Origin of the sequence: Streptomyces sp. NPDC002680, from assembly GCF_042889145.1 — a bacterium.
Lineage (GTDB): Bacteria > Actinomycetota > Actinomycetes > Streptomycetales > Streptomycetaceae > Streptomyces > Streptomyces adonidis.
Genome location: NZ_JBIAQP010000010.1, coordinates 404970 through 431086, shown reverse-complemented (window position 1 = coordinate 431086; position 26117 = coordinate 404970). Strand labels below are relative to the sequence as shown.

Here is a 26117-nt window from a genome sequence, read left to right as displayed (position 1 = left end):
CAGCGCCCTGGTCGTGGGCGTCGGTCTGTGGATCCGGCTGAGGCTGCCCGAGCCGGAGGTCTTCGAGGCGGCCAGGACCGAAACCGAGCGGGAACTGCCCATCAAGGCGGTCTTCCGCGAGCACTGGGCCACCATCCTCAAGGTCGTCGTCCTGGGCCTGTTCAGTGTGGTCTCGACGATCTACGCCGCCTTCGCCATGGCCTACGCCGGACAGCTCGGGCTTCCCCGCTCCGTGATGCTCCAGGCCGTGATCCTCACCGCCTCACTGAGCCTGGTCGTCCAGCCCTTCGCCGGGATCCTGGCCGACCGCATCGGCCGCAAGCCCGTGTTCATCGCCGGCAACCTGGTCTGCTCCGTCGCGGTGTTCGCGGTCTTCTGGTCGATCAGCACGCGCAACGTCCCGCTGATCTTCCTGAGCTCGATCCTCCTCATGACGGTCGGATACGGCCTCGTCAACCCGCTGGGCCCGCCCATGGTCGCCGAACTCTTCCCCACCCGGATCCGCTACTCGGGCGGCGCGACGGCCTCCCAACTCGGCCTCGTCGCCACCGGGTTCGCCCCCACCATCGCCGCCGCCGTCATCCGTCCCGGCCCCACCGGCTGGGTCCCGGTCGCCGTGCTCACCGCCGTGTGCTGTCTGGCCTCCGCCGCGGTGGTCCTGTTCGGCCTACGGGAGAACTACCGGACCCCCACCGAGGAACTGGGCCTCAGGCCGGAAACCGCATGACCCCTGGGGCGGCGACGGACCCCCGCCGCCGCCCCACCCCCCCTTCCTCCCCTCACAGACAAGGCTCCCCGTGCCGAAACACCCCGTCCTCGTCGAGCACGACGTCGAGGCCAAGATGACCGACGGCACCGTCCTGCGGGCCACGGTCTACCGGCCCGACCGGGACGGCGAGACGTTCCCGGTCCTGTTGACGCGCACTCCCTACGGCCGGGACCTGGCTGTCAACTCCGCCTACTTCAACCCGCTGACCGTCGCCGCCGCCGGTTACGTCGTGGTGATGCAGGACTGCCGGGGCCGCTTCGGTTCCGAGGGCTTCTTCGACCCCGCCGTGCACGAGGCCGCCGACGGAGCCGACACGGTCACCTGGGCGGCGGGGCTCCCCGCCAGTGACGGCCGCGTCGGCATGTGGGGCCGCTCCTACTTCGCCGAGACCCAGTGGCGGGCCGCCGCCACCGCCCCCGAACCGCTCAAGGCCCTGGCCCTCGGTGTGTCAGCCGGCGGCACCGCCAACGACGGCGCCCTCTACCGCGGCGGAGCCCACGAGTTCGGCTCCCGCTTCACCTGGGGACACACCGCCATCACCCCCAACGCCCTGGTCCGCGAGTTCGCCGACGCCCCCGACCAGCGCGAGGCCGCCCTACGCGACTGGCTGGCGCTCGACCAGGACGTGGTCGCCGGAGACGTCTTCGACACCCTGCCGATCCGCGCCCTCGGCTCCCGCCTCAACACCTTCATGAACACCCACATCATGGGCTCGGCCGGGCAGGGCCCAGGCAGCCCCGTCACCGAGCTGTGGGACAGCGCCACCGCCCACCCCGTCGACGCGGCCACCCTGCACATCGGCGGCTGGTTCGACATCTTCGCGCCGGCCACCCTCGCCCAGTACCGCATGCAGCTCGCACACCGCCGCACCCGCTCCCTCCCACCCCCGCGCCTGGTCATCGGGCCCTGGACACACAGCGACTTCTCCGGCGACTTCCCCGACCTCAGCCTCGGCATCGCCGCCTCGTCCGGCGCCATGGGCGGCTACGGCGACCTCACCGCGATGCACATCGCCTGGTACGACGCCGTCCTCAAGGACGACGACACCGCGCTGCGCCGCATCCCGCCGGTACTGCTGTACTTCCTCGGCGAGAACCGCTGGCGCGGCTTCGAGGAGTTGCCCACTCCCGCCGAGCACCGCACCTGGTACCTGGCCGACGGGGGCCGCCTCCTCGACGACCCCGGCCGCGACTCCTGTGCCACCTACGACTACGACCCGCTCGACCCCGTACCGACCGTCGGTGGCGCCACGATGATGCACGGCTTCCGGCCGGGCCCGGCCGACCAGCGGCGCGTCGATGCCCGCGACGACGTCCTCACCTTCACCTCCGAACCGCTCACCGCACCGCTGACCCTCTTCGGCGAGGTCCGCGCCACCTTCCACGCCTCCTCCAGCGCCCCGGACACCGACTTCGTGGTGCGACTGTGCAGGGTCTCGCGGGACGGAGTCTCGATCGGCCTCAACGACGGCATCGTGCGCGCGTCCTGGCGCGACAGCTACGCCACCGGCACCTACCGCCCAGGCCACCGGCCGAGACCGCTCGAACCCGGGCAGGTGTACGAGTTCGCCGTCAGCCTGTGGAACACCGCCTGCACCCTGGCCCCGGGCGAGCGGCTGCGCATCCAGGTGACCTCCAGCTGCCATCCCCGCTGGGACCGCAACCTCAACACCGGCACGCCGGCCTACGACTCGGCCGAGTCCGCCGTCGCCCACCAGTCCATCCACATGGGCGAGGACCACCCGAGCCGCGTGGTGATCGGCACCCTCTGACCCTTCCGGAGGACGGCTCCTGGCTCGCAAGAGGTCGCATCGCTCAACGAAGGCGTCGATGTCCTCGGTCCGGTACAGGAACGGTTCGCTGTCTCCATCCTCCGGTAGTGTGTCGTGTTCTCGACCCACGTCGCGCCCGTGCAGTAGCGAATCTCCTACCGCGATGTTGATCGGGAACTCTTTCAGCGCGTTCAGCCGTCGCTTCTCCGGTGCTTCCTCAGCAGCCTTTAGCACCGCGATCAGCAGTCGGAACCGGGCCACAGCCACCGCGAACGGGTTCTTGTCGCAGCCGTCCACCGAAGCCAGCGCACGCCGAATCAATGTCCAGTCGTCCACTGCCTTGTCCACGGCTCGCCACTTCGCCAGCAGCCGCTCGAACAATCCCAGCAGAGACTTCAGCAGGGCGCTGACCTGCGGAAACGTTCATTTTTTCCTGTCGGATCGTCAACTTTGCCTGAACGGACTGAATCCGCTGCGCGTGAGTTCAACGCCCGTTCCCGACCGGCAGTTGGTGGGGCGCTGACCTGCACCGATGTGCTATTCCGTGATCTGCCTGAGCCTCGGCAGGGGGCCTGCGAGGGCGATTGACGGGGAATTCGGGACGCTGGCAGGACGCAGGGTAAGGGAAACAGCCGCAGGAGGGTCGCCACTTCGATCCCGCTACGACGGTGGCCAACCGGAAGCGCGAGTCGGCTTCCTTCGTGTCCTGGCCCGCGGCGAGCCGCCCACCATGCCCTCGAACAGCGCGGCGCCCGCTTGCGACGCATGCCTATGTGCGGTGATGCCGCGACGCGACCGGGGCGCCCCGTGGTCTTGGGGCGCCCCGGGCAATGTTTTGAGCCGGTGTCGGCAGCGAGCGCGACCTTGCCGCTGGCGTGGCGGACTGCCATGCCGTTGGTGCCTGTCGTGACGTTGCCGGGTGGCCGACGCGGACGTCGGTCACCCGGCAGGGGGAGGGAGTCAGCTGGTGGCGTTGCTCTGGGAGATGGCGTAGACGCGGTTGTCGGGGGCGCGGAAGAGCCGGAAGCGATAGTCGCTGCCGCCGGCTCCGGCGCCGGGGACCACCTGGACGGTGGAGACCCACTCGGCGCCGTTGTTCTGGAGCTGGGTCATGGCCTTGTCCAGATTTGTGGTGTTGAAACCGAAGGCGATGGAGGTGGGGCTGGCGCGCCAGGGGTACTGGGGGGCCTTCGGTCCGTAGAGCTCGAACAGGGCGCCGTTTTCTGTTCCGAAGACGGAGAACTGCTTGGCTTCGTTGAGGGGGGTGAGGCCCAGGCCGTTCGCGGCGAGCTTCTTCATCGTGGGGTACTGCTCGGCGGTCAGGGCGACAGCGCCCCATTGCAGCTTGTTGATCCCTGCGGCGCCGGTGTCCTCATCGCTCACCGGCTGCCGGGGGTCGGTGCCGCTTTGGGCGATGGCGTAGACGCGGTTGTCGGGGGCGCGGAAGAGCCGGAAGCGATAGTCGCCGCCGTCGGCTCCGGCGCCGGGGACCACCTGGACGGTGGAGGCCCACTTGGCGCCGTTGGCCTGCAGAGTCTTCTCGGCGGCGTCCAGGTCGGTGGAGTCGAAGCCGATCGCTGTCGAGGTGGGGCTGGTGCGCCAGGGGTACTGGGGGGCCTTCGGTCCGTAGAGCTCGAACAGGTTGCCGTTGGGCGTGGTGAAGACGGAGAACTCCTCGGAGCTGTTCACCAGGTTCAGGCCGAGGGCTTTCTGGGCGAATTCCTTCATCGCGGGGTACTGCCGGGCGGTCAGGGCGACCGCCCCCCACTGCAGCCTGGTGGTACCCGCGTCAGCGGTGGGGGCAGTCCTCTTCGTGCTGGGGCCGGTCTCGGCCGACGCCAGCGCCAGGGTGGTGGCCGTGAGGGATACGCCTATCACCAGCGCCCCTGCTATCGCGGTGCGGCGTGTGAATAAAGTGGTCATGAAGGTGCTCCTGGAGGGTGGGGGTGGGGGGTTGGGTTGCGTTGTCATCGGTGGGTGTCGCCCCGTGCTGTGCCGCGGAGCCGGCAAGATCCCGAATTCCATGACGAGCCCACTCCGGGCGACGCCCCACCGAATAGTTGATATGTGAACAACCTAGAGTCGAATTGGTATACGTGTCAACTACTTATTGGGTGGCGTCAGGTGTCCACCCCCGATTAGTTCACGCATGAACTAATCGGGATAGGATGGCGCGGTGAGCACGGAACACTGGAATGCGCGAGAGAGTCAGGCGTGGCGGGGTCTGCTGGATGCGCAGCGCCTGGTGCGCGAGCATGTGGAGAGGGATCTTGCGCGCGAGACGGACCTGTCCCCGCAGGACTACACGGTGCTGGTCGCGCTGACCGAGGCGCCGGAGGGGAGGATGCGCCCCACGGACCTTGCCGCGGCCATCAGCTGGGAGAAGAGCCGGCTGTCGAACCATGCGATGCGCATGGAGAAGCGGGGTCTGGTGTCCCGCGAGGGGTATCGCGGTGACGGACGCGGTTCCGTGGTCGCGGTCACCGATGCCGGGCGTGCGGCGATCCGGTCGGCGGCGCCGCTGCACCGCGCGCACGTGAGGAAGTACTTCATCGACGCGCTGACCGCAGAGCAGCAGGAAGCGCTGATCGACATCTCCGCCAGCCTTATCCGGCATGTGACCACCGCAGGTCGGGCCGAGGGGGCGGCCGACGGCTGATGCCCCTCGGGCGTGTAGTTGACGCGTGTACTACCTCCGGGTTAGGTTGTACACGCATCAACTACTTGGCGGGTGTGCCCGCCTGGAAGGTCGCGTCATGGAGTTCGGAATTTTCGGCGTCGGGGACCTGTCCCCTCACCCGGTCACGGGGAAGACGGTCAGCGAGACCGAGAGGATCCGGGGCATCGTCCGCATCGCGCGGCACGCCGACGAGGTCGGCTTCGACGTCTATGCGATCGGCGAGCACCACAACCCGCCCTTCATCTCCAGCGCGGGCGCCGCGATCCTGGCCTCCATCGCCGCGCAGACGACGAACATCACTCTGTCGACGTCGACGACCCTGATCACCACGACCGACCCGGTGCGGATCGCGGAGGAGTTCGCCACCCTGCAGCACCTCGCGGGCGACCGGGTCGACATCATGCTCGGCCGCGGGAACACCCCCGAGGTCTATCCGTGGTTCGGCCAGGACATCCGCCAGGGCATCCCCCTGGCCATCGAGAACTACGCTCTGCTGCGCCGACTCTGGGACGAGGACGTACTCGACTGGGAGGGGAGGTTCCGGGCCCCGCTGCGGGGCTTCACCTCGATGCCCCGGCCGCTGAACGGCACCCCGCCGTTTGTCTGGCACGGCTCGATCCGCTCGCCCGAGATCGCCGAGCAGGCCGCGTACTACGGCGACGGCTTCTTCGTGAACAACCTGTTCATGACCATGGAGTACTTCAAGGACTTCGTCGACTACTACCGCGCCCGCTTCGAACACCACGGCCACGGCCCCGCCGTCGGCGCGATCGTCGGCGCAGGAGGCGGCGCCTTCGTCCGCAGGAACAGTCAGGACGCCGTAGCCGAGTACATGCCCTACTTCCGTGCGGGCAGCCGCTTCCACTCCGGCGACTTCGACCAGGTCACGACGGAGACCGGGCTCACTGTCGGCAGCCCGCAGCAGGTCATCGAGAAGGTCCTCTCCTTCCCCGACTACTTCGGCCCCTACCAGCGCCAACTGTTCGGCCTGGACTTCGGCGGCGTCCCGGAGAAGACCATCCACGAACAGCTCGACCTGTTCGGCTCCGACATTCTCCCCGTCCTGCGCCGCGAAATGCCCACACCTCCGGCAGCCGGAAAGACGCGCACAGCCGCCTGAGCCGCGGCATTCCCGCCGCGCCTCCCCCTCGCCTCCCCCTGCGCACACGCCGTGCGCGGGTCGCCCCCTCCGCAGTGGCGTGGGGCACCCCAGTCCCCTCTCTCTGTCCGCATCCGACCTCACGGAGAACTACGCCATGACCATCACCTTCTGGATAGTCGCCGGCCTCGGCACGCTCGTCTTCCTCGCCGCAGGCGGCATGAAGCTCGCCCGAGACCGCGCCGCCCTCAAAGAGGCCAACATGCCCTGGGTGGACGACTTCTCCGCCGGGCCCATCAAGCTCATCGGCCTGGCCGAGGTGCTCGGTGCACTCGGCCTGATCCTGCCCGCCCTGACCGACACCGCGACCGTCCTCAGCCCGATCGCCGGCATCTGCCTCGCGCTGGTCATGCTCGGTGCCGTCAAGGTCCACACCCGCCGCAAGGAATCCCCGGCCGCGCCGGCGGTACTGGCCGTGCTCACCCTCACTGCCGCCGTCCTTGGCTTCGCCGCCCTGTAGAGCCGCGGGCGCGGGACCGCCCACGCATCCAAGTCGCCGGGCGGCTGCCCCACGCCACATCACACGGCACGTCTATCGCGCCCGCGATACACCCGACCTCCCCACGACGCCCGTCGTCCGACCTTCCGGAAAGAAGTCCGTATGTCCTCCGCTGTCTCCTCCCGCCCCCTGGCCGCTTTCGTCCGCACCGTCCTGCCGGCAGCCATCGCCGCGGCGGTCGCCGTCCTCGTCGCCTACCTCCTCTTCGACATGGCGGGAGCCGACTACACCGTCACCACGTCCGGCAGCCAGAGCACGGTGAACGCGCCGATGGCCGGCATCATGACCCTCCTGATGACCCTGGTCGGAGGCGGTATCGCCCTGGCCATCGCCCGGCGGACCGCACGGCCCGGGCGGACCTTCGTCCTGCTCGTGGCGCTCGCCGTCGTCGTGATGGCGGCAGGGCCCCTCACCTCCGCCCACCAGGGCCTGACCATCGCGGCCCTCGAGGTCCTTCACCTGATCGCGGCGGCGACCGTCCTGCTCATCGTCCTGCCGCGCCTCGGCAACCGCCGGACTGCGTCATCCTGATACCCGCCGATCCAGGCAACCCGTACGCCAAGTCACGTTCACCGTGCTTGGTGTACGGGATCCTCGCTGTTCAGCTTCGAGAACGTACGAACCCGCGCGCTTCCGTCTTCGATGTTCTGGAGGTGGCGGGGGCGTGGAGCCGTTGCGCTCCCTACCGCGAGCACCGTGCCGCCCTCGAAGACCTCATCGCCTGCTGCCGCAATCGGCTCGATGTCAGCCGTACCCTTCCATCCGCGCTCCGTTCGGGACGCGTTCGGGACCCTGACGCCGGCTCTCCTCGGTGGGGTGGTGGCGGAGGTCAGTCGGTGGAGAAGCCACCCAGCATCGCCGCCGGGTAGCGACTGCCGGCCGACCCGTGCGGCAGAATCTCGGCGATACGCCCGAGGTCGGCGTCGGTGAGTTCGGCGTCGGCGGCGCCGGCGTTCTCCTCCAGGCGGACGGTGCTGCGCGTGCCGGGGATCGGGACGACGTCCTCGCCCTGGTGGAGCAGCCAGGCCAGTGCGAGCTGGGCGGTGGTGAGGCCCTTGGCGGCGGCGAACTCCTTGAGCTGGTCGGTGGCGCGCAGGTTGTAGGTGTAGTTGTCGCCCTGCCAGCGCTCGTCCCAGCTGCGCATGTCGTCCGCGGGATACTGGTCGGCGGGCTTGACCACGCCGGTCAGGAAGCCGCGGCCGAGCGGGGAGTAGGGCACCAGGCCGATACCGAGCTCCCTCAGGACCGGCAGGATCTTCTCCTCCAGCTCACGCTCGAAGAGCGAGTACTCGTACTGCAGCGCGGTGACCGGCGTGACGACGTGGGCGCGGCGGATGTACTGCGGTCCGACGTTGCTCAGACCGAAGTACTTCACCTTCCCCTCGGCGATCAGTTCGCCGACCACGCCCGCGACCTCCTCGACAGGCACGTCGGGGTCGGAGATGTGCTGGTAGAAGAGGTCGATGTAGTCGGTCTGCAGGTAGCGCAGGCTGTTCTCGGCGACCTTGCGGATGTTCTCCGGGCGGCTGTCGACCCCGGCACCCAGCGGCTCGGCGGCCACGTCGAAGCCGAACTTGGTGGCCAGCACCACCTCGGAGCGGAAGTCCTTGACCGCCTTGCCCAGCAGTGCCTCGTTGCTCCCGGTGCCGAGGCCGTACAGCTCGGCGGTGTCGAAGAAGTCGATTCCCAGTTCGTGGGCGCGGCGGATGGTCGCGACGCCCTCCTCGTCGTTGGACGCGCCGTACGCCATGGTCATCCCCATCACGCCCAGACCGAGCGCCGAGACGCTCAGGCCCTGAGAGCCCAGATTGCGGTGCTGCATGGATCCACTTCCTCAGTACTCGCCGGTTCCACTCCGAACGGTTCAAACCAAACCGTTTGGTTTGACCCTAGAGCCGGAAAGCCCTCAGCGTCAAACCGAACAGTTCGGTGTCCTATCCTGTGGTGGTGTCCCACCCTCCCGACGCCGGCCAGACCGCCGCCCCCGCATCCGCCCCCGACGGCGGCGACACGACGCGGGAGCGGATCCTCACCGCCGCCATGGAGGAGTTCGCCCGCCACGGCATCGCCGGCGCCCGCGTGGACCGCATCGCGAAACTCGGCAGGACCAGCAAGGAACGCGTCTACGCCTACTTCCGCAGCAAGGAAGCGCTCTACGCCCACGTCGCCACGCGGGAACTGGCCGTGATCGCCGAGGCCACGCAGATGGACCCGTCCGACCTGCCCGGCTACGCGGGCCGCCTGTTCGACTACTTCACCGCCCGCCCCGACCACCACCGCCTGATCACCTGGGGCCGCCTGGAGCTGTCAGGTTCCGAGGCTGCCGAGGACGATCCCACTCAGGCGGTCATCGCCCGCAAAATCGGCCAGCTCGGCCAGGCGCAGCGGGCCGGGCAGCTCGATCCCGCCTGGGATCCCGCCGACGTCCTCGCCCTGATCAACCAGATCGCCACCACCTGGGCAGCCCAGCCCGAACTGAGCCAGGCCGCGACCGAACACGCCGCGGACCGCACCCTCGCAGCCCGGCGCGCCGCCGTGGTGACCGCAGTCGAGCAGTTGTTCCCCCGGACACGCTGAGGCCGCCCGCGCCACCAGCATCCCTGCACGGAAGCCCCGGGTCGCGCTCCACAAGGAGGAGCGATGTCGCCCCAGAGGGGACCGGCAGGACCGGCAGGGGGCGACTGCGTCCGATGTCCTCGCACTCCCACGGCCCGCAGAGCACGCGAGCCCTTCCGCCTCCGGCAGCCCGGTCCTGCCGCCGCTCGAAGAGACTGACCTCTCGCCAGGATCCTATGAATCAGCGGCCGTTGGGGCCGCATCGCCGACAGCGACGGCGGGGAACAGTCGCTGAACAGCTGCGACGATGGCCGCCCGGTGGGCCGCCATGAACGCGTCGCGTTCGGCGCCGACGGGAACGAGGCCGGTCTGGCCTGCCCACGACAGGGCCAGCTGACTGACGAACACGAGGATGTCCTCGGGCTCCCACTCGGGATCGAGGTGGCCTGCCTCCTGCGCCTTCCGCAGCTGCTCGATCTTGCCCCGCAGGGACTCCTGCACCGGGTCGTCGGAAGGAGTCTCCCCGGCGGGGAGTTCCAGTTGGCCCCACATCATCAGCCGGTGGCGTTCGGGATGGCTCGTGGCATGGTCGTGCATCCGGCCGGCGTAGCCCGGAAGGTCGGTGGGATCCAGCGGGACCGCTTCGGCCATCGCCGCGAGTTCCCGGCCGGCGACGAAGCGGTACAACGCCTCCTTGCTGCGGAAATACGCGTACACACGCTCCTTGCCGGTGCGCGCGGCCTTGGCGATCCGCTCGACACGCGCTCCCGCGATGCCGTGGCTGGCGAACTCGGCGGTGGCCGCAGCGATGATGCGATCGCTGGTGGCGTCGATGCTGCTACGGGGAGGCATGTATCCAGCTTATCAGACCGAACCGTTCGGTCTTGACAGGGCGCCCGACGCGTGTACGATCGAACCGAAACGTTCGGTCTGACTTACAGGAGCACCTCATGCAGCAGCGCACTCTGGGCCGGCAGGGCCTGACCGTCTCCGAGATCGGCTACGGCGCGATGGGCACCGCCGTCGGCTACGGCCCCTCGGACGACACCGGATCGATCACCGCGATCCGCCGCGCACACGAACTCGGCGTGACCCATTTCGACACCGCGGAGATGTACGGCTGGGGGGAAGGCGAGAAGCTGCTCGGCAACGCTCTCGCACCCATCCGTGACGAGGTGACCATCGCGACCAAGTTCGGCCTTACCCCGACCTTCGCCCCGAACTCACGGCCGGAGCACATCCGGGAGGTCGTCGACAACAGCCTCCGCAACCTGAACACCGACGTGATCGACGTGCTCTACCAGCACGGCCCCGACCCCAGCGTCCCGATCGAGGACGTGGTCGGCGTGATGAAGGAGTTCGTCGACGCCGGCAAGGTCAAGTACCTCGGCCTGTCCAACACCGACAGCGACGCCATCCGCCGGGCCCACGCGGTGCACCCGATCTCCGTCCTTCAGCACGAGTACTCGATCTTCGCCCACGACTCCGAGCAGTTCTTCCCCGTACTGGAGGAGCTCGGCATCGGACTCGTCGCCTACTCCCCGCTCGCCCGCGGCTTCCTCAGCGGCGCCGTCCAGTCCCGCGAGCACTACGACGCCCGCGACTTCCGCCAGATGATTCCCTGGTGGGCCCCGGAGAACTTCGACCAGAACCTCTCCATCGTCAACGAGCTCACCAAGATCGCGGAGAGCAAGGACGTCACCCTGTCGCAGCTCGCCCTGGCCTGGCTGCTCGCGAAGAAGGACTACATCGTCCCGATCCCCGGATCCCGCAGCCCCGAGCGCGTCGCGCAGAACGTCGCCGCCGCCGGCATCGAGCTGACCGCCGACGACCTCGCCCGCATCGCCGAGATCGCACCCGACGGCGCCATCGGCGGACGAGGTATGTGACACACCCGTCCGACAGAAATCCTCCTTGCCCGCATGGGAAAGGACCCGCATACGGCATGGGCCCGCGCCCCCTCGGGAGGGGGCGCGGGCCCATGCCGTCATTGCGGCGCCTGCGCACCAAGTCGGCTCCCACAGCGGAGTTGCGGCGATGCCTGCGCAGAAGGGGGCGTCGCCGTCCCGCCGGAGGTACGGACCGCCCTCGACGCCGGCATCGAGACCACACGTCCGCCCGCCAATACCGCCGTACAGGTGGCCGACCTGTACCGGCCGGAACGCGTGTTTGAGGTGGAAGACCTCGCCATCGTCCCGTGGTGACCGGGCAAGCCCCTGCGGGCACCTCTCAGAGTTGGGCGCAAGGGGGAGGAATCTCTCCCTCCTTCCTTGGCGAGAGACGTGGAAGTCTCGCCGATCAGGCGGTCGTCGACGTCGACTCGTCGTGCTGCCGGTCTCGGCTTTCGTCTCACGGTTCCACCCTGGAAGGGGCACCCCATTGAGTCAGGATCTTGGGCGTAGAGGATTTCTCGGGCTCACAGGTGCGAGCGTCGCCGGTGCGGCACTCGGGACGGGTGCCTTCGCCCCCTCCGGAGCCTCGGCGAACTCCCGCGGTGGCCATGGCACCCGGTCGGTCGTCGTCGCCACGCGCTCGGGCAGGGTGCGGGGGGTCGAGCGCAGCGACGGTGCGCTGGTCTGGAAGGGCATGCCCTATGCCGCTGCGCCGACCGGACGGCGACGCTTCGCTCCACCGCAGCCGGCGGCGTCGTGGACGGGGGTGCGCGACGCGACGGAGTACGGCCATGCCGCACCGCAGGTGCCTCTGCTGCCGGGCCTGCCGGAGACGCCGAACCAGAGCGAGGACTGTCTGTACCTCAACGTCTGGTCCCCGTCGACCACCGGGAAGAAGCCGGTGATCGTGTGGATCCACGGCGGCGGGTTCATCGCCGGGACGGGCAACGACCCGACCTTCGACGGAGCGCAGTACGTACAGCGGGACTGTGTCGTGGTCACCTTCAACTACCGGCTGGGCGCCTTCGGCAGCCTCTACCAGCCGGACCGCTTCGGTTCGGGGAACCTGCGGCTGCTGGACCAGATGGCCGCGCTGCGCTGGGTGCGCGACAACATCGCCGCCTTCGGCGGGGACCCGTGCGCCGTCACCGTCATGGGTGAGTCGGCGGGCGCCATGTCCATCGGCGCGCTGCTCGGTACGCCCAAGGCGCGGGGTCTGTTCCGCCGGGCCGTCATCCAGAGCGGCGGCCCGCGTCCCGTCCACACCGCCGAGTTCGCGTCCGCGACCCGGGAGGCGGTCAAGCGCTCCCTCGGGGTCTCGGACGCCTCACGCCTGACAGCGGTGTCGACCGCGGAACTGCTCGACGCCTCGGTGCAGGCCTCGAACGACCCTCAATTGCTGGAGCCGTTCGGCCATGTGATCGACGGGCAGGTGCTGCCCCGGCATCCGCTGGGGGCCGTGGACGGGAGCGTCGATCTGCTGATCGGCACCTGCAACATGGAGATCGAGCCGTTCATGGGCTCGCCGGTCTTCCCGCGCCGCTTCGAGACCCTCGCCCGCCAGGCCACGGGCGACCGTGCCTGGGACCGTCTCCTCAAGGTGTACGGCGACACCGCTCTCCCCGGTCACACGACCCTCAACGACGTGCTCAGCGGCTGGTTCGTCGTGATGCCGTCGGTGTGGCTGGCCGAGTACGCCCACCGAGCCGGCGCCAACGTGTGGCAGTACACCTTCGACTACGCGCAGGCTGGCCCCTTCGGGCCCACCCACGGCAGCGACGTCCAGTACACCTTCGGCAACTTCGGGCAGGGCGACTTCACCGGTGCCGCGCCGGCCGACCTCCCGACGGCACGGGCCCTGTCCTCGAAGATGGTGGACGCCTTCGCCGCGTTCGCCCGCCACGGTTCCCCTTCGACCCGGGCGCTGCCGAACTGGCCGGCCTTCACTCCTCGCCATCGGGCCTGCCTGTCCTTCGACGTGGAGCCGCGTCTGGTCGACGACCGCCTCGCCGACGCCCGGCGCGAGGCGTGGGACGGGGTCGATCCCTTCGCCGTCTGCTGACACCTGACGATGCCCTGGGGGCCGCCGTCCGTTGCGTGACGGCGGCCCCCACGCCGTCATCGGGCGACGTAGCCGCCGTCGACGGGGAGGGCGACGCCCACGACGAAACCCGCTCCCGGGCTGCACAGCCACAGGACCGCCTGGGCGATCTCCTCGGCCGTACCGAGGCGATTGATCGGCTGGTTGGCCTCGGCCTCGGCGCGGTCGAGTTCCCCCTTGGTGATCATGTCGCGGACCATGGGGGTGTCGATGGTGCCGGGGCAGACGGCGTTGATCCGGATGCCGCGCGGGGCGTACTCCAGAGCGGCGCTGGTGGTCAGGCCGATCACCCCGTGCTTGGAGGCGTGGTAGGAGGCACGGCCGGGGAGGCCGACCAGGCCGCCGAGCGAGGAGCAGTTGACGATGGCGCCGCTGCCCTGGGCGCGCATGTGCCGCAGCTCGTGCTTCATGCAGGCCCACACGCCACGGAGGTTGATGGCGTTGACGCGGTCGAACCGTTCGGCGGGTTCGTCGGCCGCGTCGCTGGGCGGGATCTGGATACCGGCGTTGTTGAAGGCCGTGTCGAGGCGGCCGAAGGTCTCCACAGTGCGGTCGACCGCGGCGGCGACCTGCTCTTCGTCGCTGACGTCGCAGGTGACGGCGAGGACGTGGTGACCCGCGTCGGCGAGTTCCTTGACCGCCGCGTCGAGCGCCGCTTCGTCGATGTCGGCGAGAGCGACGGCGGCTCCGGCCTCGGCGAAAGCGCGGGCCGTTGCCAGGCCCATGCCGGAGCCGGCGCCCGTGACGAAGGCGACCTGGCCGGTGAAGTCGTAGGCGGGGTTCACGTTTTTCTCCCGTTGAGAGTGGGCCGGGTTCAGGAGGCGGCTTCGATGGTGACCTTGGTGGCGGTGGCGAGGCGTTCGGTGTCGCCGTTCACTCGGCCGAGGATGATCAGGCCGGCGTCGCTGGAGCCGCTGCCGCGGTAGTAGAGGGCCAGATTGCCCCAGGGGGCGTAATAGGCCAGGTCACCGGGCTTGGCCTCGGCGGCGTCCGGGGCGCCGGAGGTGGACAGTCGACGCGGCAGATCGGCGATCCGCTCCGTCTGGTGGAAGTCGCTCAGGTTCAGGGTGAGCGGGAGCAGGGCGGCGAAGTCGCGGGCCGTGGCGCTGTCGTCGAGGGTGGCGTCGACCTGGTGGCCGTCGATGGTGAGCCTGATGTTCATGGCGGTGGTGTTCTTGTCTTCGGACGGGGTGACAGGTGCGGTGGCAGTCGGTGTTCCCTGTGCCGCGGAAGCAGAGGACGCGGAAGCAGAGGACGGGGAAGACGGGGAGGGCGGCGCCTCGTCGGTGCAGGCGGTCACCGCGAGCAGTAAGGCAGTCGGGACGGCGCGGGCGAGGCCGACACGGGTGGTTGTGGTCACGGCGTCCTCCAGAGCGTCAGTCGGGCAGGGGCTCGGCGTAGTGGCGGAAACCGTCCCTCTCGTGGTGAATGTCGTACAGACGCCGGGCCAGGACGTCAGGGCTGCTGTGCTCGGCGTCGGGCCGAATCGCGCCCGGGACGATCAGCTGGGCAACGTGGATGTTCTCCGGAGCGAGGGCGTCGTGGAGCATGCGGGCGTACGCGCTCTCGGCGGCGAAGGCGACAGAGGTGCCGGCCCGGTCGGGGTGCGGGCGTACGGCGCTCCCGCCGTTGACGAACAGCAGGGTGCCGCGGCCGAGCTCGCGCATGCCGGGCAGGACGGCGTTCACCGCGCTGACGGGCCCCTTGACGGAGAAGGCGAGGGGCGCGTCGAGGTCGTCGGCAGTCGTGTCGAGGACCGGCTTCATGAAGTCGGCACGGGGCACGGGGCTGTACTGGAGGATCTCGACGGGTCCCAGGGCGGTCGCGGCCGCGTACAGGGCCTCGTTCAGCGACTCGATGTCGAGTACGTCGGCGGTGAAGCCGCGGGCCTGGACGCCGTCGCGGGCCAGCTCGGCCGCCAGCTCCTCCAGTCGCTGCGGATTGCGAGCGATGAGGGCGACGGAGTGGCCGGCGGTTCCGAAGCGGCGGGCGGTGGCGAGCCCGAGGCCGGGGCCGGCGCCGATGAGTGCAAAGGTCGTCATGGTGACTCTGCTTTCGCAGGGATTCGTGCTCGGTCAGGGCTGGAGAAGGGCCTTGGTGACATGCCGCAGCCGGGGGTGTGCAGGAGCTGTTCGATGTCGAGCGTCACACGCGAAGGCAGGGGCGAAAAGCGGAGGGATCTATCGGGGGAGGGAAACATCCTGGGTGGAAACTCTCCCTCCTTCCTCAGGTTCGATCAGTGCCATGCTGGGCAGCATGACCGGCAATGTGCCCCTCAATGAGCTGGGAGAATTCCTCAAGAAGCGCCGTTCGGAGCTGAGTCCGCGCGCTGTCGGCCTGCCCGAGACCGGTGGGCCCCGCCGCGTTGACGGGCTGCGCCGCGAGGAGGTCGCCCAGCTCGCCAGCATCAGCACCGACTACTACACGCGCCTCGAACAGGGCCGTATGCAGGCGTCTGCACCCGTGCTGGACGTGCTCGCCCGGGTGCTCCATCTGGACGACGACGAGCGCGGCTACCTCTTCCAGCTCGCCGGCAGGACCACCACCCGTACCCGGCGGCGCGGTCGGCAGACGGTCCAGCCGCAGCTGCAACGGGTCCTGGACGACCTCACCGCCACCCCGGCCATCGTGCAGGGCAGGCGCGGGGACATCCTGGCCTGGAACGCCCTGGCCGCCGCGCTGGTCACCGACTTCTCCCGCATCCCGGAGAAGCACCGCAACTATCCCCGGCTCATCTTCACCGACCCGGCCATGCGCACCCTGTACGCCGACTGGAACGCCTCCGCCCAGATCGCCGTCGCCCAGCTACGGATGGAGGCCGCGAGGTATCCGGAGGACCCTCGGCTGATCGAGCTGGTCGGTGAACTGTCCCTGCGGGACAAGCAGTTCGCCCAATGGTGGGGCGAACACCGCGTCGCCGCCCGCACCGTGGGCACCAAGACCCTCAACCACCCGGTCGTCGGCGAACTCGTCCTCGACTGGGACACGTTGACCGCCAACACCGACCCCGACCAGCACCTCACCGTCTGGACCGCCGCCCCCGGCTCCCCCACCCACGACCGGCTGCGCATCCTCGCCTCCTGGGCCGCCGACCAGCATCTGCCGGCCTCTCCCCCTCCCGCCTGAGGTCCGGCGAACACTGCCCTGCGGCGGCGCTAGAAGGTGAGGACGATCTTTCCCCGGGCGTGGCCGGTCGTCGGGGACGACGTGACGTACATCGTCACGCGGAGCATCAACTTCACCAACGTCTGCTACACGGGCTGCCGGTTCTGCGCGTTCGCGCAGCGGCGGACGGACGCGGACGCCTACACACTCTCCCTCGACCAGGTGGCCGACCGGGCCCAGCAGGCGTGGGAGGTGGGCGCGGTGGAGGTCTGCATGCAGGGCGGCATCCATCCGGACCTGCCGGGGACGGCGTACTTCGACATCGCGAGGGCGGTGAAGGAGCGGTTGCCCGGAATGCATGTGCACGCCTTCTCGCCGATGGATGTCGTGAACGGCGCCAAGAGGACGGGGATTTCGATCCGCGAGTGGCTGACCGCGGCCAAGGAGGCCGACAGGGACTCGATCCCCGGCACCGCCGCCGAGATCCTCGACGACGAGGTCCGCTGGGTGCTGACCAAGGGCAAGCTGCCGACGGCGACGTGGATCGAGGTGATCGAGACGGCGCACGAGGTCGGCATCAGGTCCTCGTCGACAATGATGTACGGCCATGCGGATGAGCCCCGTCACTGGCTGGGCCACTTGCGCACGCTGGCCGGCATCCAGCAGCGCACGGGCGGCTTCACGGAGTTCGTGACGCTCCCCTTCATCCACCCCAACGCCCCGGTGTACCTCGCGGGCATCGCCCGCCCGGGCCCGTCGATGCGGGACAACCGGGCGGTGACCGCGATGGCCCGACTGCTCCTGCACCCCTGGATCCCCAACATCCAGACCAGCTGGGTCGAGCTCGGCACCGAGGGCGCGGCGGAGATGCTCCGCTCCGGCGCGAACGACCTCGGCGGCACGCTGATGGAGGAGACCATCTCCCGCATGGCGGGCTCGTCGTACGGCTCCTACAAGTCCGTACGCGACCTGATCGCCGTGGCAGAGGCGGCCAACGCCCCTCCCGCCCCCGCACGACGCTGTACGGCGAAGTCACGGAGGAGCGGCGACGGGCGGCGGAGGCGTCGGACGGGCATTCGCCGGAGTTGTTGCCGGTGCTGGATTGAGGGGGCGGCGGGGCGCCGGGCCTTGGCCGCTGTGCCTCAACCGCGCGTGATGCCCTGACCTCTGCCGGTCGGTCATGGTTTCGCACGGGTTGAGGAGCGCGCGCCCGCCGAAGGCTCGGCCTCAGGGCTCTCGCGCAGGGACCTTCCTGCGCGGCCGGTCGTGGAACGTGGCGATCGGCCCGTGCCGCCACGGGCGGCGTCCGCCACGAGATCCCGCCCGCGACCAGCGGACGGACCGCGTTCGGCAGCAGGCGGTGACGGCAGCCGTCGGGCCCGTCCGTCCCGCCCCTGAAGCCGGGCCGGCAACGGCCGGACGACCGCCCACTCCGCGTCCGTCAGGGCCGGGCCGACACCCCTCGCCTCAGCCGGTGGGCACGGTGTGTCCGCGGGGCAGCCGGGTCCCCGCTGTCACGCGTCATATCAGGAAGCGGCCTTCAGCGCGGCCGCCTTGCCCTTGGCGACGGCCTCCTCGTGGGCCCTGGCCCTGGACTCCTCGGCGAGCGGTATCAGCTCCGCCATGGACGGGTTCACGGGCGCCATGGTGAGCTCCGGGACGACGAAGTCGACCTCCATGCCCATCATCTCGCCGAGAACCACCTCCAGGTAGTTCTGTACGTAGTCATAGCCCTCGCGCGGGGTGCCGGGCGCGTAGGAACCGCCGCGGCTGGCTACGACGTACACCGGGACGCCCTTGACCGAGCTGCCGCGGTTCGCGCCCTCCGCGACGCTCGCAGTACGGCCGATGAGCAGGACCTGGTCGAGCCAGGCCTTCAGCGTGGACGGGACCGTGAAGTTGTGCATCGGTGCGCCGATGAGCACGGCGTCCGCGCTCTCCAGTTCCGCGATCAGTTCGAGCCGCGCGGCGAACGCCGCCGCCTGCTCGGGGGTGTGGCCGGCGGGATCGGTGAGACTGGCGGAGTGGGTGACGGTGTCCAGGTGCGGCACCGGGTCGGCGTCGAGGTCCCGGTAGATCACGGTGCCGTCGGGCCGCTGCTCCTGCCATGCCTTGCGGAAGGCGGCCGTGACGGAACGGGAGGCGGAGGCCGACTCGGGCCAGAGGGACGAGTCGAGGTGCAGCAGAGTTGCCACGCAGATCTCCAAGGGAATCAGTTGGCTGCGGGCTCGTAGGTGAGGGCGTGGAACTCGTTCGGATGCGGGCCCGTGCGGACACCGGTTTCGAGGGCGGCGATCGCGGCGATGTCGTCCGCGTCGAGCTCGAAGTCGTAGATGTCGAGGTTTTCCTTCATGCGGGCAGGCGAAAGGGATTTGGGGGCGATGAGGTTCCCTTGCTGTACGTGCCACCGCAGCAGCACCTGAGCGGCACTCCTGCCATGCTTGTGTGCCAAGCGCTGGAGCACCGCGTCCTCAAGCAGTCCCCGCCCTTGTCCCAATGTGTTCCACGCCCAGGTCGTGATTCCGTGCCGGGCGTGGAAGGCGCGCAGGCCCTGTTGCGGAAGGAGCGGGTTCAGTTCGAGCATGTTGACGGCCGGCACCACGGATGTCTCGTCGAGCAGCCGTTGCAGATGCTCGATTTCGAAGTTCGAGACGCCAATGGCCTTGGCGCGCCCCTCGGCGTGAATCCTCTCCAACGCCCTCCAGCTGTCCACGTAGGTGTCGTGGAACGGAACGGGCCAGTGGACGACATAGAGATCCACGTACTCCAGACCCAGGTTCGAGAGTGACGTGTCGAAGGCGCGCAGGGCGGAGTCGTACCCCTGATCGCGGTTCCAGAGCTTCGTGGTGACGAACAGTTCTTCGCGGCGTATTCCGGATTCCCTCATGGCCGATCCGACGGGCGCCTCGGTGCCCGTCACGGCCGCGGTGTCGAAACTGCGGTAGCCCGCGTCGAGCGCTGCCCTCAAGACGGTGGGCGACCGCCCGTCGAGGGTCCAGATGCCGAAGCCGATCTGCGGGATGGCGAATCCGTTGTTGAGTGTCGCCATGGGAATGTCACTCATGGGGGACCTCTCTCTGATGCGAAGGGTTCGGCGTTCGGAAAGGCGACGGCGTCCATGAATCAGGCCTGGTCCGGGCCGGGTACGGCGATCGACCTCTCGCGCCAACCTTGACCCCCTGGTCAACTTAACTCCGACGGTAGCATGGAACTTGACCATGAGGTCAAGTTGACCCTTGCCGGGGATGCGACCATGGACGCCGCGACGCCAGACCAGGAGGACGACCGGATGCGGGCCGACGCACAGCGCAACGCGGAGAAGCTGAGGGCCGCCGCCGCCGAGCTGTTCCAGGAGCGCGGCCTTCAGGTGCCCCTGAAAGAGATCGCCCGCCGCGCCGGTGTGAGCCACGGCACCCTCTACAACCTCTTCGGCAGCCGCGAGGCGCTCATCGACGAGGTGGTGACCGAGCTGGCCTCGGACCGCCTCGACGAGGTCGCCCAGCACGCCCTGACCCTGGAGGACGCGTGGGAGGGGTTCGCGTACTACGTTGAGAAGCTCTGTGAACTCCAGACCACCGATCCCGCGGTCGCCGACGTGGTCGGCGGACGCTACCCGGGCGCCGAGCGGCTGATGGCCGTCTGCGGCAGGGCGCACGGCGCCGCCACACAGGTCATCGAGCGCGCCCGGCAGGCGGGTTCACTCCGCCCGGACTTCACCCTTGAGGACCTTCTGTTCACCAACGCTCTGCTCGCCCGCGCGTCCGCGGACACCGCGCCCGACGCCTGGCGCCGTGGTGTCCGCTTCCTCCTCGACGGACTGCGCACACAGGCCGCACAAGGACCACTTCCCATCGGCCCGCTGACCCGTCAGCAGATGTACGACGTGATGGGCAGGCTCGTCGGCACGCCGTAGCGGGGCGGACGGAGCGCTGATACCTGGCCCGGCGGGCGCGGGCTCGTCAGTAGGAGTCGAGTTCGATGGCGTTGGCCGCTCGGGTGAGTACGTCTCCCGCGGTCATGTCGGCCCCGGCCGTGTCGCCGCTGTCCCGCTTCGCCATGACGGCGCGCACGTCCGCGTCGCGCCGCTCGATGCCCTCCCAGGTGGACGGAATGGCCAACTCCGGGGACTGGAAGGGGACGGCCTGGTTGAGCTCCACATAGGGACGGACCTTCGCCTCGTACCGGGAGAAGGCCACGGCTGGGTCGCCGCCGGCGGCCTTCAGCTCTCCCGCCAGGACATAGGAACCCACGACGGCCGTGCTGGTGCCCTGACCGCTCAACGGCGTGGGCGCGAACGCGGCGTCGCCGACCAGCGCCACCCGGCCGCTCGACCAGGCCGGCATGGTGATCTGGGTGACCTCGTCGAAGTACAGGTCCGTCGCACGGTCCAGTTCCGCGAGCAGAGGGGCGACCGCCCAGTAGGCGTGGTCGTCCTTGAATGCCTCCCGGATGAGCGCCTTCTGCGCCTCGGGGTCCCGCCTGTCGAATTCTATGGGCGGCGAGGCGAAGACGAACATCCCGCGGGTGTGCTTGCCGAGCCCGTACTGCATGACGGTGACGAGCTTGCCGGGAAGCGTCGACATGAACATCTGCTGCTCCATGTCGAGGATATTCGGGATGCTGAAGATCGCCACGTGGTAGCCCAGCCGCTTCTCGTACGCCTCGGCGTCCCCGAACGCCAGAGCGCGCACGGTGGAGTGCAGCCCGTCGGCACCCAGCACGAGATCGAAGCGGCCGGGCGGGCTCTTCTCGAAGGTCACGTCGACGTGGTCGTCGCTCTGCCGGACCGACGTGACGCTGTCGTCGAACCGGTGGGTCAGGCCCTCGACTTCGGCACAGGCACGGCCCAGGAGCGCGGTCAGGTCGTCGCGCAGGATCTCCACGTCTCCGGTGAGCCCGGCGCCGGCCCCGAAGTTGCCGTCCGTCCTCCAGACCGGTTCGCCGAGATGGTCTAGGTGCACGATCTCCTTCATCCGTACCCGGCTTGCGCGGACGGCGTCGATGATGCCCATGCGCTCGGCGACATGCACCGCCGGGCCCCGCAGATCGATCGCGAACCCACCGATGCGCGGAGCGGGTGCCCGCTCGACCACCGTGGTCTCGAAGCCGTGCCGGGCCAGCCAGTAGGCGAGCGTCTGACCTGCCGCCCCCGCACCGGAGACAAGGACTTTCCGACGCTCGGCACGTGGAATCGAGCGGGAGTTGTCGGACTGCATCACAGGCTTCCTCTCGGTGGGGGACCCTCGCGAAACGGCCAGGTAAGGCGACCCTAAGATTTCGCGTGACCGGAATGTGGCCAACCGTGACCGTGAACGGGCCGACCGATCGTCGAAAGGGGCGCGGTGCGGGATCAGGAAGACTTCAGCGGTCTGCATCACCATGACCGGCACCTGGTGGTGTGGTCCACGACGGCCGCCTTCGCCGTCCACGCCGACGGCCACGACTGGGCCGTACTGCCGAGCCACGCACTGTGGGTGCCAGCCGGAACACCGCACTCGGGTACCGTCCTGCGGCCCGGACGCAGTCACGACGTGCTGCTCGACACGGGGCGCTCCCCGTTTCCCCGGGCGGAGGCCACCGATGTGCTGCTCACGCCTCTGATACGTGAGCTCCTCGCCCATCTCGCCCGCGACCGGGAGCGGACGCGTACCCGCCTGCGCGCCGAAAATCTCCTGCTGGACCTCCTGGAAGGCGTTCCCGGCGCGGCGTTCCGGCTTCCCATGCCGCAGGACGCACGCATCCGGACGATCGCGGAGGCTCTCGTCGCGGACCCGTCGGACAGCCGTGACCTCTCCGCGTGGGCCGATACCGTGAACGCGGGCGCCCGGACCCTCACCCGCCTCTTCGTGCGCGAGACCGGCATGCCGTTCGGCCAGTGGCGCGCCCACGCCCGTGTCCGCGCGGCACTCGGCCAGCTGGCCCAGGGCTCCTCCGTCGCCGCCACGGCACGAGCCGTCGGCTACCGCAGACCGGCGGCGTTCACGGACGCCTTCCGCCGCCTGACGGGCCGGAGCCCCAGCGACTACCAAGCGCACCTCCACTCGGAAGGCGATCGGGGCAGGCCGTCACGGTGAACCGCTCACGTACCGCCGGAAGATCACCCAACCCCGGTCCACACGTTCCGGGATCGCTGGGGACACGGCTGAGACACGGCTTCCGAGGGGCGGCCGGCGCCGAGCCGAGGGGACAGGTCGTGAGGCAGGAGCCGGTGCGATGATCGGACCCCCGTTTGTCGGGGATCCTTAGCCGAGGAGATGCGTGCCGTGCCAACCGCGAAGGTCTGGGTGACGGGTCTGACGGTGGAGGCGATCGCCGCTGTCGTCGCCCTGGCCGTGCAGGCCGACAAGGGAACGAAGCCGAGTGCGGCCTCCGCCCCCCGTTACCTTTTTTCGTGGCTCCGCAATGGAGCCTCCGGCCTTCGGGCCCGGTATGACTTCCCCTTCCTGTTGTTCACGATCCGGGGGGTGGTGTCACCGGGTCCGGAGGCATCGACGGACCGCTGATGAGGGGCATGAGCACCGGGTCCGACGGCGTGCAGATCGAGCACATCGTGAACTTCACCGCCGTGAACGGCGTCAACGTCGCCTTCTCCAACGCGGTCGACGGAGCGTCGCCCACGCCCGCGAACGGCACTCGGACCGGCGGCATCCGCATGCGGACGGCGGACGGCTCGGCCCTGTGGACGTTCGGCGAGACGGGGACGACGGTAGTGGTCGTCGACTAGCTCCAAGGCCGTGACTCTGTTGGCGATGTTGGCGGGGTGCTGACGTCCGGGCCGGTGGGTGGTTGGCTGTTTGTAAGCGGGGCGGTGTCGGCGGTGGGGGTGGTCGCGGTGTCGCTGCGGCCGGAGAGTCATCAGCGGATTCCGGTCAGGACGGTGCGGACGGCGCGGGCGGCGCGGGCGGCGTGTCCGAAGGGCACGCCGGCGATGCTGATCAGGGACCGGTTGGACGTGCTGTTCGAGGACGGGGAGTTCTCCGGGCTGTATCCCGCGGACGGCAGGCCGGGGCTGTCGCCGGGGCAGTTGGCGTTGGTGTCGGTGCTGCAGTTCGCGGAGAACCTGTCCGACCGGGCGGCGGCGGACGCGGTGCGGACCAGGATCGGCTGGAAGTACGCGCTCGGCCTGGAGTTGGAAGATCCCGGGTTCGATTACTCGGTGCTGTGTGAGTTTCGGGCTCGGCTGGCCGAGGACGGCGCTGTTGACCGGCTGCTGGATGCGATGCTGGACCGCCTGAGGGAGGCCGGCCTGCTCAAGGCCGGTGGACGGCAGCGCACCGACGCCACCCACGTGCTGGCCGCGGTGCGCTTCCTCAGCCGTCTGGAGCTGGTCGGGGAGACGGTGCGGGCCGCTTTGGAGGAGCTGGCCGAGGCCGCCCCCGCCTGGCTGACTCCGCTGATCGAACCGGAATGGGGCAAGCGGTACGGACGGAAGGTGGAGATCGGCAAGCTGCCGGGCGGGAAGGCGGCGGTGACCGAGCGGGCTGAGCAGACCGGCCGGGACGGGCGGAAGATCCTTGCCGCTGCCTGGGCCGCGTCCGCCCCGCCTCACCTGCGGCTGCTGCCGCAGGTGGAGATCCTCCGCCAGGTCTGGGTCCACCACTACTACTGGGATGTGCACGGGCGGCTGCGCTGGCGGGATGGCCATGCCTTGCCCCCGGCTCACCTGCGCTTCGACTCCCCCTACGACACCGAGGCGCATTACTGCGTCAAGCGGGACACCGCCTGGAGCGGCTACCGCGTCCATCTGACCGAGTCCTGCGACAAGGAGCGCCCCGAGCTGGTGGTCCACGTGGCCACGACGCACTCCACCGTGCAGGACGTCGAGATGACCGCGATCATCCACGACGACCTCGCCGCACGGGAGTTGCTGCCGCGCGAGCACGTCGTGGACAGCGGTTACGTCACCCCGGCGCACATCGAGCGGGCCGCTCGGGTGCACGGCATCACCCTGCTCGGCCCGGTGGTCCTGGACAACAGCCGCCAGGCCAAGGCCGGTTCGGGTTTCGCCTGTCGGCCTTCCCCGTCGACTGGGACCGCCAGCAGGCCACCTGTCCCCAGGGCGCGATCAGCCGGGAGTGGAGACCACTACGGATCAGCGGACACGACTACATCCAGGTCAAGTTCGCCAAGGCCGACTGCCTGGCCTGCCCGGTCCGCCCGCAGTGCACCACCTCCGCCACCCGGCCAAGAGCCCTCGCCCTGCTGCCCACCCGCGAACTCCACGAGATCCAGCTGCACAACCGGCGTGACCAGGCCACCGAAGAGTGGCATCACCGCTACGCGATCCGAGCCGGCATCGAGGCCACCCTCTCGCAGAACGTCCGCGCCCACGGCCTGCGCCGCTCCCGCGGCCTGGCGAAAACCCACGTCCAGCACGTCCTCACCGCGCTGGCCTGCAACGTCGCCCGCATCGCCGACTGGATCAACGCCCCGCCCACAGCCCGCAGCCGGTCCAGTCACTTCCGCGCTCTCTGTACCGCCGCCACCTGACCCCGCCAACATCACCAACAGAGTCACGGCATTGGAACTAGTTCCGCGTCAGGCAGCGGGCACCCCTATGACAGGCGCCCGCACACAGGCGTCATCCTCCGATGGCTGACATCGGTCGGTCCGGCTGGACGAAGGACGGGTCGTCCAGGCCGGCGCCTGCCTTCTTGCCCCACATCGCCTCGCGCCAGATGCGGGCTATCTCCTCGTCGGGGGCCGTGGAGCGGAGGGCCGCGCGGAGGTCTGTTTCCTCGCGGGCGAAGAGGCAGGTGCGGATCTGGCCGTCGGCCGTGAGGCGGGTGCGGTTGCAGGCCGCGCAGAACGGGCGGGTGACCGAGGCGATGACGCCCACGACGTGCGGGCCGCCGTCCACCAGCCAGCGCTCCGCAGGGGCCGAGCCCCGCTTCTCCGAGCCCTCCTCCGTCAGCTCGAAGCGGGTGCGCAGGGAGTCCAGGATGTCGCCCGCCGTCACCATGCCCTCGCGCTTCCAGCCGTGCTGCGCGTCCAGCGGCATCTGCTCGATGAACCGCAGCTCGTAGTCGTGCTCGACCGCCCAGGCCAGCAGGTCGGGGGCCTCGTCGGCGTTCAGGCCCGGCATCAGGACCGCGTTGACCTTCACAGGGGTCAGGCCGGCCTCACGAGCCGTTTCCAGGCCCGCGATGACGTCCTCGTGGCGGTCGCGGCGGGTGAGCGTCTTGAAGACGTCCGGGCGCAGGGTGTCCAGGGAGACGTTGACCCGGTCCAGGCCCGCCGCCTTCAGCGCCGCCGCCGTACGGACCAGACCGATGCCGTTCGTCGTCAGGGACATCTGGGGGCGGGGAGCCAGGGCCGCGACCCGCTCCACGATGCCGACCAGACCCAGACGCAGCAGAGGCTCGCCGCCGGTGAAGCGGACCTCTTCGATGCCCAGCAGGCGGACGGCTATGTCTATGAGACGGACGATCTCGTCATCCGTGAGCAGGTCCGGCTTGGCCAGCCACTGCAAGCCCTCCTCGGGCATGCAGTACGTGCACCGCAGGTTGCAGCGGTCGGTCAGCGAGACGCGCAGGTCGGTGGCCACTCGGTTGTAGGTGTCGATGAGCACGTGGTTCCTGTTCC

General features: G+C 69.5%; 23 protein-coding genes and 3 pseudogenes. 16 read left to right on the top strand and 10 right to left on the bottom strand.

The genetic code is table 11. The features are described 5' to 3' along the window. The 3 genes from ACFYXF_RS27580 to ACFYXF_RS27570 form a co-directional block, all read left to right on the top strand. Positions 1-727, top strand: a 727-nt coding sequence (locus ACFYXF_RS27580) for an MFS transporter (protein WP_389353309.1), incomplete at its 5' end; no start/stop codon positions are given. A 70-nt stretch (positions 728-797) separates the two neighbouring features. Beyond that, entirely contained in the window at positions 798-2540 is a 1743-nt protein-coding gene (locus tag ACFYXF_RS27575) for a CocE/NonD family hydrolase (protein ID WP_389353307.1), read from the top strand. A gap of 163 nt (positions 2541-2703) precedes the next feature. Further along, a complete protein-coding gene (locus tag ACFYXF_RS27570) occupies positions 2704-3063 on the top strand; it encodes a hypothetical protein (RefSeq protein WP_389353305.1) in 360 nt (119 codons plus the stop codon). A gap of 437 nt (positions 3064-3500) precedes the next feature. Here ACFYXF_RS27570 and ACFYXF_RS27565 read toward each other — a convergent pair whose 3' ends face one another. After that, positions 3501-4463 carry a hypothetical protein gene (locus tag ACFYXF_RS27565; RefSeq protein ID WP_389353303.1) on the bottom strand — a complete coding sequence of 321 codons (963 nt, stop codon included), beginning with the start codon at positions 4461-4463 and terminating at the stop codon, positions 3501-3503. A 253-nt stretch (positions 4464-4716) separates the two neighbouring features. Between ACFYXF_RS27565 and ACFYXF_RS27560 the strand changes: the two genes are divergently transcribed. The 4 genes from ACFYXF_RS27560 (at position 4717) to ACFYXF_RS27545 (ending at position 7409) form a co-directional block, all read left to right on the top strand. Next, positions 4717-5199, top strand: coding sequence for a MarR family winged helix-turn-helix transcriptional regulator (locus ACFYXF_RS27560; RefSeq protein WP_389353301.1), 483 nt, complete (start codon positions 4717-4719; stop codon positions 5197-5199). Between the two features lie 97 nt (positions 5200-5296). Next, positions 5297-6340, top strand: coding sequence for a CE1758 family FMN-dependent luciferase-like monooxygenase (locus tag ACFYXF_RS27555; RefSeq protein WP_389353299.1), 1044 nt, complete (start codon positions 5297-5299; stop codon positions 6338-6340). 136 nt (positions 6341-6476) lie between these two features. Further along, positions 6477-6839 carry a DoxX family protein gene (locus ACFYXF_RS27550; RefSeq protein WP_389353297.1) on the top strand — a complete coding sequence of 121 codons (363 nt, stop codon included), beginning with the start codon at positions 6477-6479 and terminating at the stop codon, positions 6837-6839. A gap of 141 nt (positions 6840-6980) precedes the next feature. After that, entirely contained in the window at positions 6981-7409 is a 429-nt protein-coding gene (locus tag ACFYXF_RS27545) for a DUF6069 family protein (protein ID WP_389353295.1), read from the top strand. Positions 7410-7707: 298 nt separating this feature from the next. On the opposite strand, the gene ACFYXF_RS27540 is transcribed toward ACFYXF_RS27545, so the two are convergent. After that, on the bottom strand, positions 7708-8700 hold the full coding sequence (locus tag ACFYXF_RS27540; RefSeq protein ID WP_389353293.1) for an aldo/keto reductase: 993 nt from the start codon (positions 8698-8700) through the stop codon (positions 7708-7710). A gap of 125 nt (positions 8701-8825) precedes the next feature. On the opposite strand from ACFYXF_RS27540, the gene ACFYXF_RS27535 reads away from it, so the two are divergent. Next, positions 8826-9455 carry a TetR family transcriptional regulator gene (locus ACFYXF_RS27535; RefSeq protein WP_389353291.1) on the top strand — a complete coding sequence of 210 codons (630 nt, stop codon included), beginning with the start codon at positions 8826-8828 and terminating at the stop codon, positions 9453-9455. Positions 9456-9668: 213 nt separating this feature from the next. On the opposite strand, the gene ACFYXF_RS27530 is transcribed toward ACFYXF_RS27535, so the two are convergent. Continuing rightward, the gene (locus tag ACFYXF_RS27530; protein ID WP_389353289.1) at positions 9669-10286 is read right to left on the bottom strand and encodes a TetR family transcriptional regulator; all 618 of its coding nucleotides are present in this window, start codon (positions 10284-10286) and stop codon (positions 9669-9671) included. A gap of 98 nt (positions 10287-10384) precedes the next feature. Here ACFYXF_RS27530 and ACFYXF_RS27525 point away from each other — a divergent pair, with 98 nt between their 5' ends. Both ACFYXF_RS27525 and ACFYXF_RS27520 read left to right on the top strand, forming a co-directional pair. Next, on the top strand, positions 10385-11323 hold the full coding sequence (locus tag ACFYXF_RS27525) for an aldo/keto reductase (protein WP_389353287.1): 939 nt from the start codon (positions 10385-10387) through the stop codon (positions 11321-11323). A 490-nt stretch (positions 11324-11813) separates the two neighbouring features. Beyond that, complete coding sequence (locus ACFYXF_RS27520) at positions 11814-13388, top strand: carboxylesterase/lipase family protein (RefSeq protein WP_389353285.1); 1575 nt, start codon at positions 11814-11816, stop codon at positions 13386-13388. Between the two features lie 56 nt (positions 13389-13444). Here the strand turns inward: ACFYXF_RS27520 and ACFYXF_RS27515 are convergent, their stop codons facing one another. The 3 genes from ACFYXF_RS27515 to ACFYXF_RS27505 are packed head-to-tail and all read right to left on the bottom strand — an operon-like array spanning position 13445 to position 15469. After that, positions 13445-14212: a glucose 1-dehydrogenase gene (locus ACFYXF_RS27515; RefSeq protein ID WP_389353284.1), complete on the bottom strand. Its 768-nt coding sequence runs from the start codon at positions 14210-14212 to the stop codon at positions 13445-13447. A 29-nt stretch (positions 14213-14241) separates the two neighbouring features. After that, positions 14242-14787 (bottom strand): cyclophilin-like fold protein, encoded by a 546-nt coding sequence (locus ACFYXF_RS27510; protein ID WP_389353282.1) that lies wholly within the window; start codon positions 14785-14787, stop codon positions 14242-14244. 16 nt (positions 14788-14803) lie between these two features. Beyond that, positions 14804-15469 carry an SDR family NAD(P)-dependent oxidoreductase gene (locus ACFYXF_RS27505; RefSeq protein WP_389353280.1) on the bottom strand — a complete coding sequence of 222 codons (666 nt, stop codon included), beginning with the start codon at positions 15467-15469 and terminating at the stop codon, positions 14804-14806. Positions 15470-15671: 202 nt separating this feature from the next. Between ACFYXF_RS27505 and ACFYXF_RS27500 the strand changes: the two genes are divergently transcribed. Both ACFYXF_RS27500 and cofH read left to right on the top strand, forming a co-directional pair. After that, complete coding sequence (locus ACFYXF_RS27500; protein WP_389353278.1) at positions 15672-16553, top strand: helix-turn-helix domain-containing protein; 882 nt, start codon at positions 15672-15674, stop codon at positions 16551-16553. 69 nt (positions 16554-16622) lie between these two features. Continuing rightward, a pseudogene (gene cofH / locus ACFYXF_RS27495) lies at positions 16623-17638 on the top strand (5-amino-6-(D-ribitylamino)uracil--L-tyrosine 4-hydroxyphenyl transferase CofH); the annotation flags it as partial. Positions 17639-18058: 420 nt separating this feature from the next. Here cofH and ACFYXF_RS27490 read toward each other — a convergent pair. Beyond that, entirely contained in the window at positions 18059-18727 is a 669-nt protein-coding gene (locus ACFYXF_RS27490; protein ID WP_389353277.1) for an FMN-dependent NADH-azoreductase, read from the bottom strand. 17 nt (positions 18728-18744) lie between these two features. After that, positions 18745-19596 carry an aldo/keto reductase gene (locus ACFYXF_RS27485; RefSeq protein WP_389353275.1) on the bottom strand — a complete coding sequence of 284 codons (852 nt, stop codon included), beginning with the start codon at positions 19594-19596 and terminating at the stop codon, positions 18745-18747. A 141-nt stretch (positions 19597-19737) separates the two neighbouring features. On the opposite strand from ACFYXF_RS27485, the gene ACFYXF_RS27480 reads away from it, so the two are divergent. Next, positions 19738-20445: a TetR/AcrR family transcriptional regulator gene (locus tag ACFYXF_RS27480; protein ID WP_389353273.1), complete on the top strand. Its 708-nt coding sequence runs from the start codon at positions 19738-19740 to the stop codon at positions 20443-20445. Between the two features lie 46 nt (positions 20446-20491). Here ACFYXF_RS27480 and ACFYXF_RS27475 read toward each other — a convergent pair whose 3' ends face one another. Next, on the bottom strand, positions 20492-21748 hold the full coding sequence (locus tag ACFYXF_RS27475) for an FAD-dependent monooxygenase (protein WP_389353271.1): 1257 nt from the start codon (positions 21746-21748) through the stop codon (positions 20492-20494). Between the two features lie 126 nt (positions 21749-21874). Here ACFYXF_RS27475 and ACFYXF_RS27470 point away from each other — a divergent pair, with 126 nt between their 5' ends. The 3 genes and pseudogenes from ACFYXF_RS27470 to ACFYXF_RS27460 all read left to right on the top strand — a co-directional run bounded on the left by ACFYXF_RS27470 (position 21875) and on the right by ACFYXF_RS27460 (position 25022). Next, positions 21875-22606 (top strand): helix-turn-helix domain-containing protein, encoded by a 732-nt coding sequence (locus ACFYXF_RS27470; protein ID WP_389353269.1) that lies wholly within the window; start codon positions 21875-21877, stop codon positions 22604-22606. A 180-nt stretch (positions 22607-22786) separates the two neighbouring features. Further along, a pseudogene (locus tag ACFYXF_RS27465) lies at positions 22787-23256 on the top strand (hypothetical protein). Between the two features lie 108 nt (positions 23257-23364). After that, positions 23365-25022, top strand: a pseudogene (locus ACFYXF_RS27460) (IS1182 family transposase). A 91-nt stretch (positions 25023-25113) separates the two neighbouring features. Here ACFYXF_RS27460 and moaA read toward each other — a convergent pair. Next, the gene (moaA, locus tag ACFYXF_RS27455; protein ID WP_389353267.1) at positions 25114-26103 is read right to left on the bottom strand and encodes a GTP 3',8-cyclase MoaA; all 990 of its coding nucleotides are present in this window, start codon (positions 26101-26103) and stop codon (positions 25114-25116) included. Between the last annotated feature and the right edge of the window lie 14 nt (positions 26104-26117).

Coding starts and splice junctions, on each gene's coding strand:
- ACFYXF_RS27570 (WP_389353305.1), top strand. CDS start 2,704: ATGTTGATCGGGAACTCTTTCAGCGCGTTCAGCCGTCGCTTCTCCGGT.
- ACFYXF_RS27565 (WP_389353303.1), bottom strand. CDS start 4,463: ATGACCACTTTATTCACACGCCGCACCGCGATAGCAGGGGCGCTGGTG.
- ACFYXF_RS27555 (WP_389353299.1), top strand. CDS start 5,297: ATGGAGTTCGGAATTTTCGGCGTCGGGGACCTGTCCCCTCACCCGGTC.
- ACFYXF_RS27550 (WP_389353297.1), top strand. CDS start 6,477: ATGACCATCACCTTCTGGATAGTCGCCGGCCTCGGCACGCTCGTCTTC.
- ACFYXF_RS27545 (WP_389353295.1), top strand. CDS start 6,981: ATGTCCTCCGCTGTCTCCTCCCGCCCCCTGGCCGCTTTCGTCCGCACC.
- ACFYXF_RS27540 (WP_389353293.1), bottom strand. CDS start 8,700: ATGCAGCACCGCAATCTGGGCTCTCAGGGCCTGAGCGTCTCGGCGCTC.
- ACFYXF_RS27530 (WP_389353289.1), bottom strand. CDS start 10,286: ATGCCTCCCCGTAGCAGCATCGACGCCACCAGCGATCGCATCATCGCT.
- ACFYXF_RS27525 (WP_389353287.1), top strand. CDS start 10,385: ATGCAGCAGCGCACTCTGGGCCGGCAGGGCCTGACCGTCTCCGAGATC.
- ACFYXF_RS27505 (WP_389353280.1), bottom strand. CDS start 15,469: ATGACGACCTTTGCACTCATCGGCGCCGGCCCCGGCCTCGGGCTCGCC.
- ACFYXF_RS27500 (WP_389353278.1), top strand. CDS start 15,672: ATGCTGGGCAGCATGACCGGCAATGTGCCCCTCAATGAGCTGGGAGAA.
- ACFYXF_RS27485 (WP_389353275.1), bottom strand. CDS start 19,596: ATGAGTGACATTCCCATGGCGACACTCAACAACGGATTCGCCATCCCG.
- ACFYXF_RS27480 (WP_389353273.1), top strand. CDS start 19,738: ATGGAACTTGACCATGAGGTCAAGTTGACCCTTGCCGGGGATGCGACC.
- ACFYXF_RS27475 (WP_389353271.1), bottom strand. CDS start 21,748: ATGCAGTCCGACAACTCCCGCTCGATTCCACGTGCCGAGCGTCGGAAA.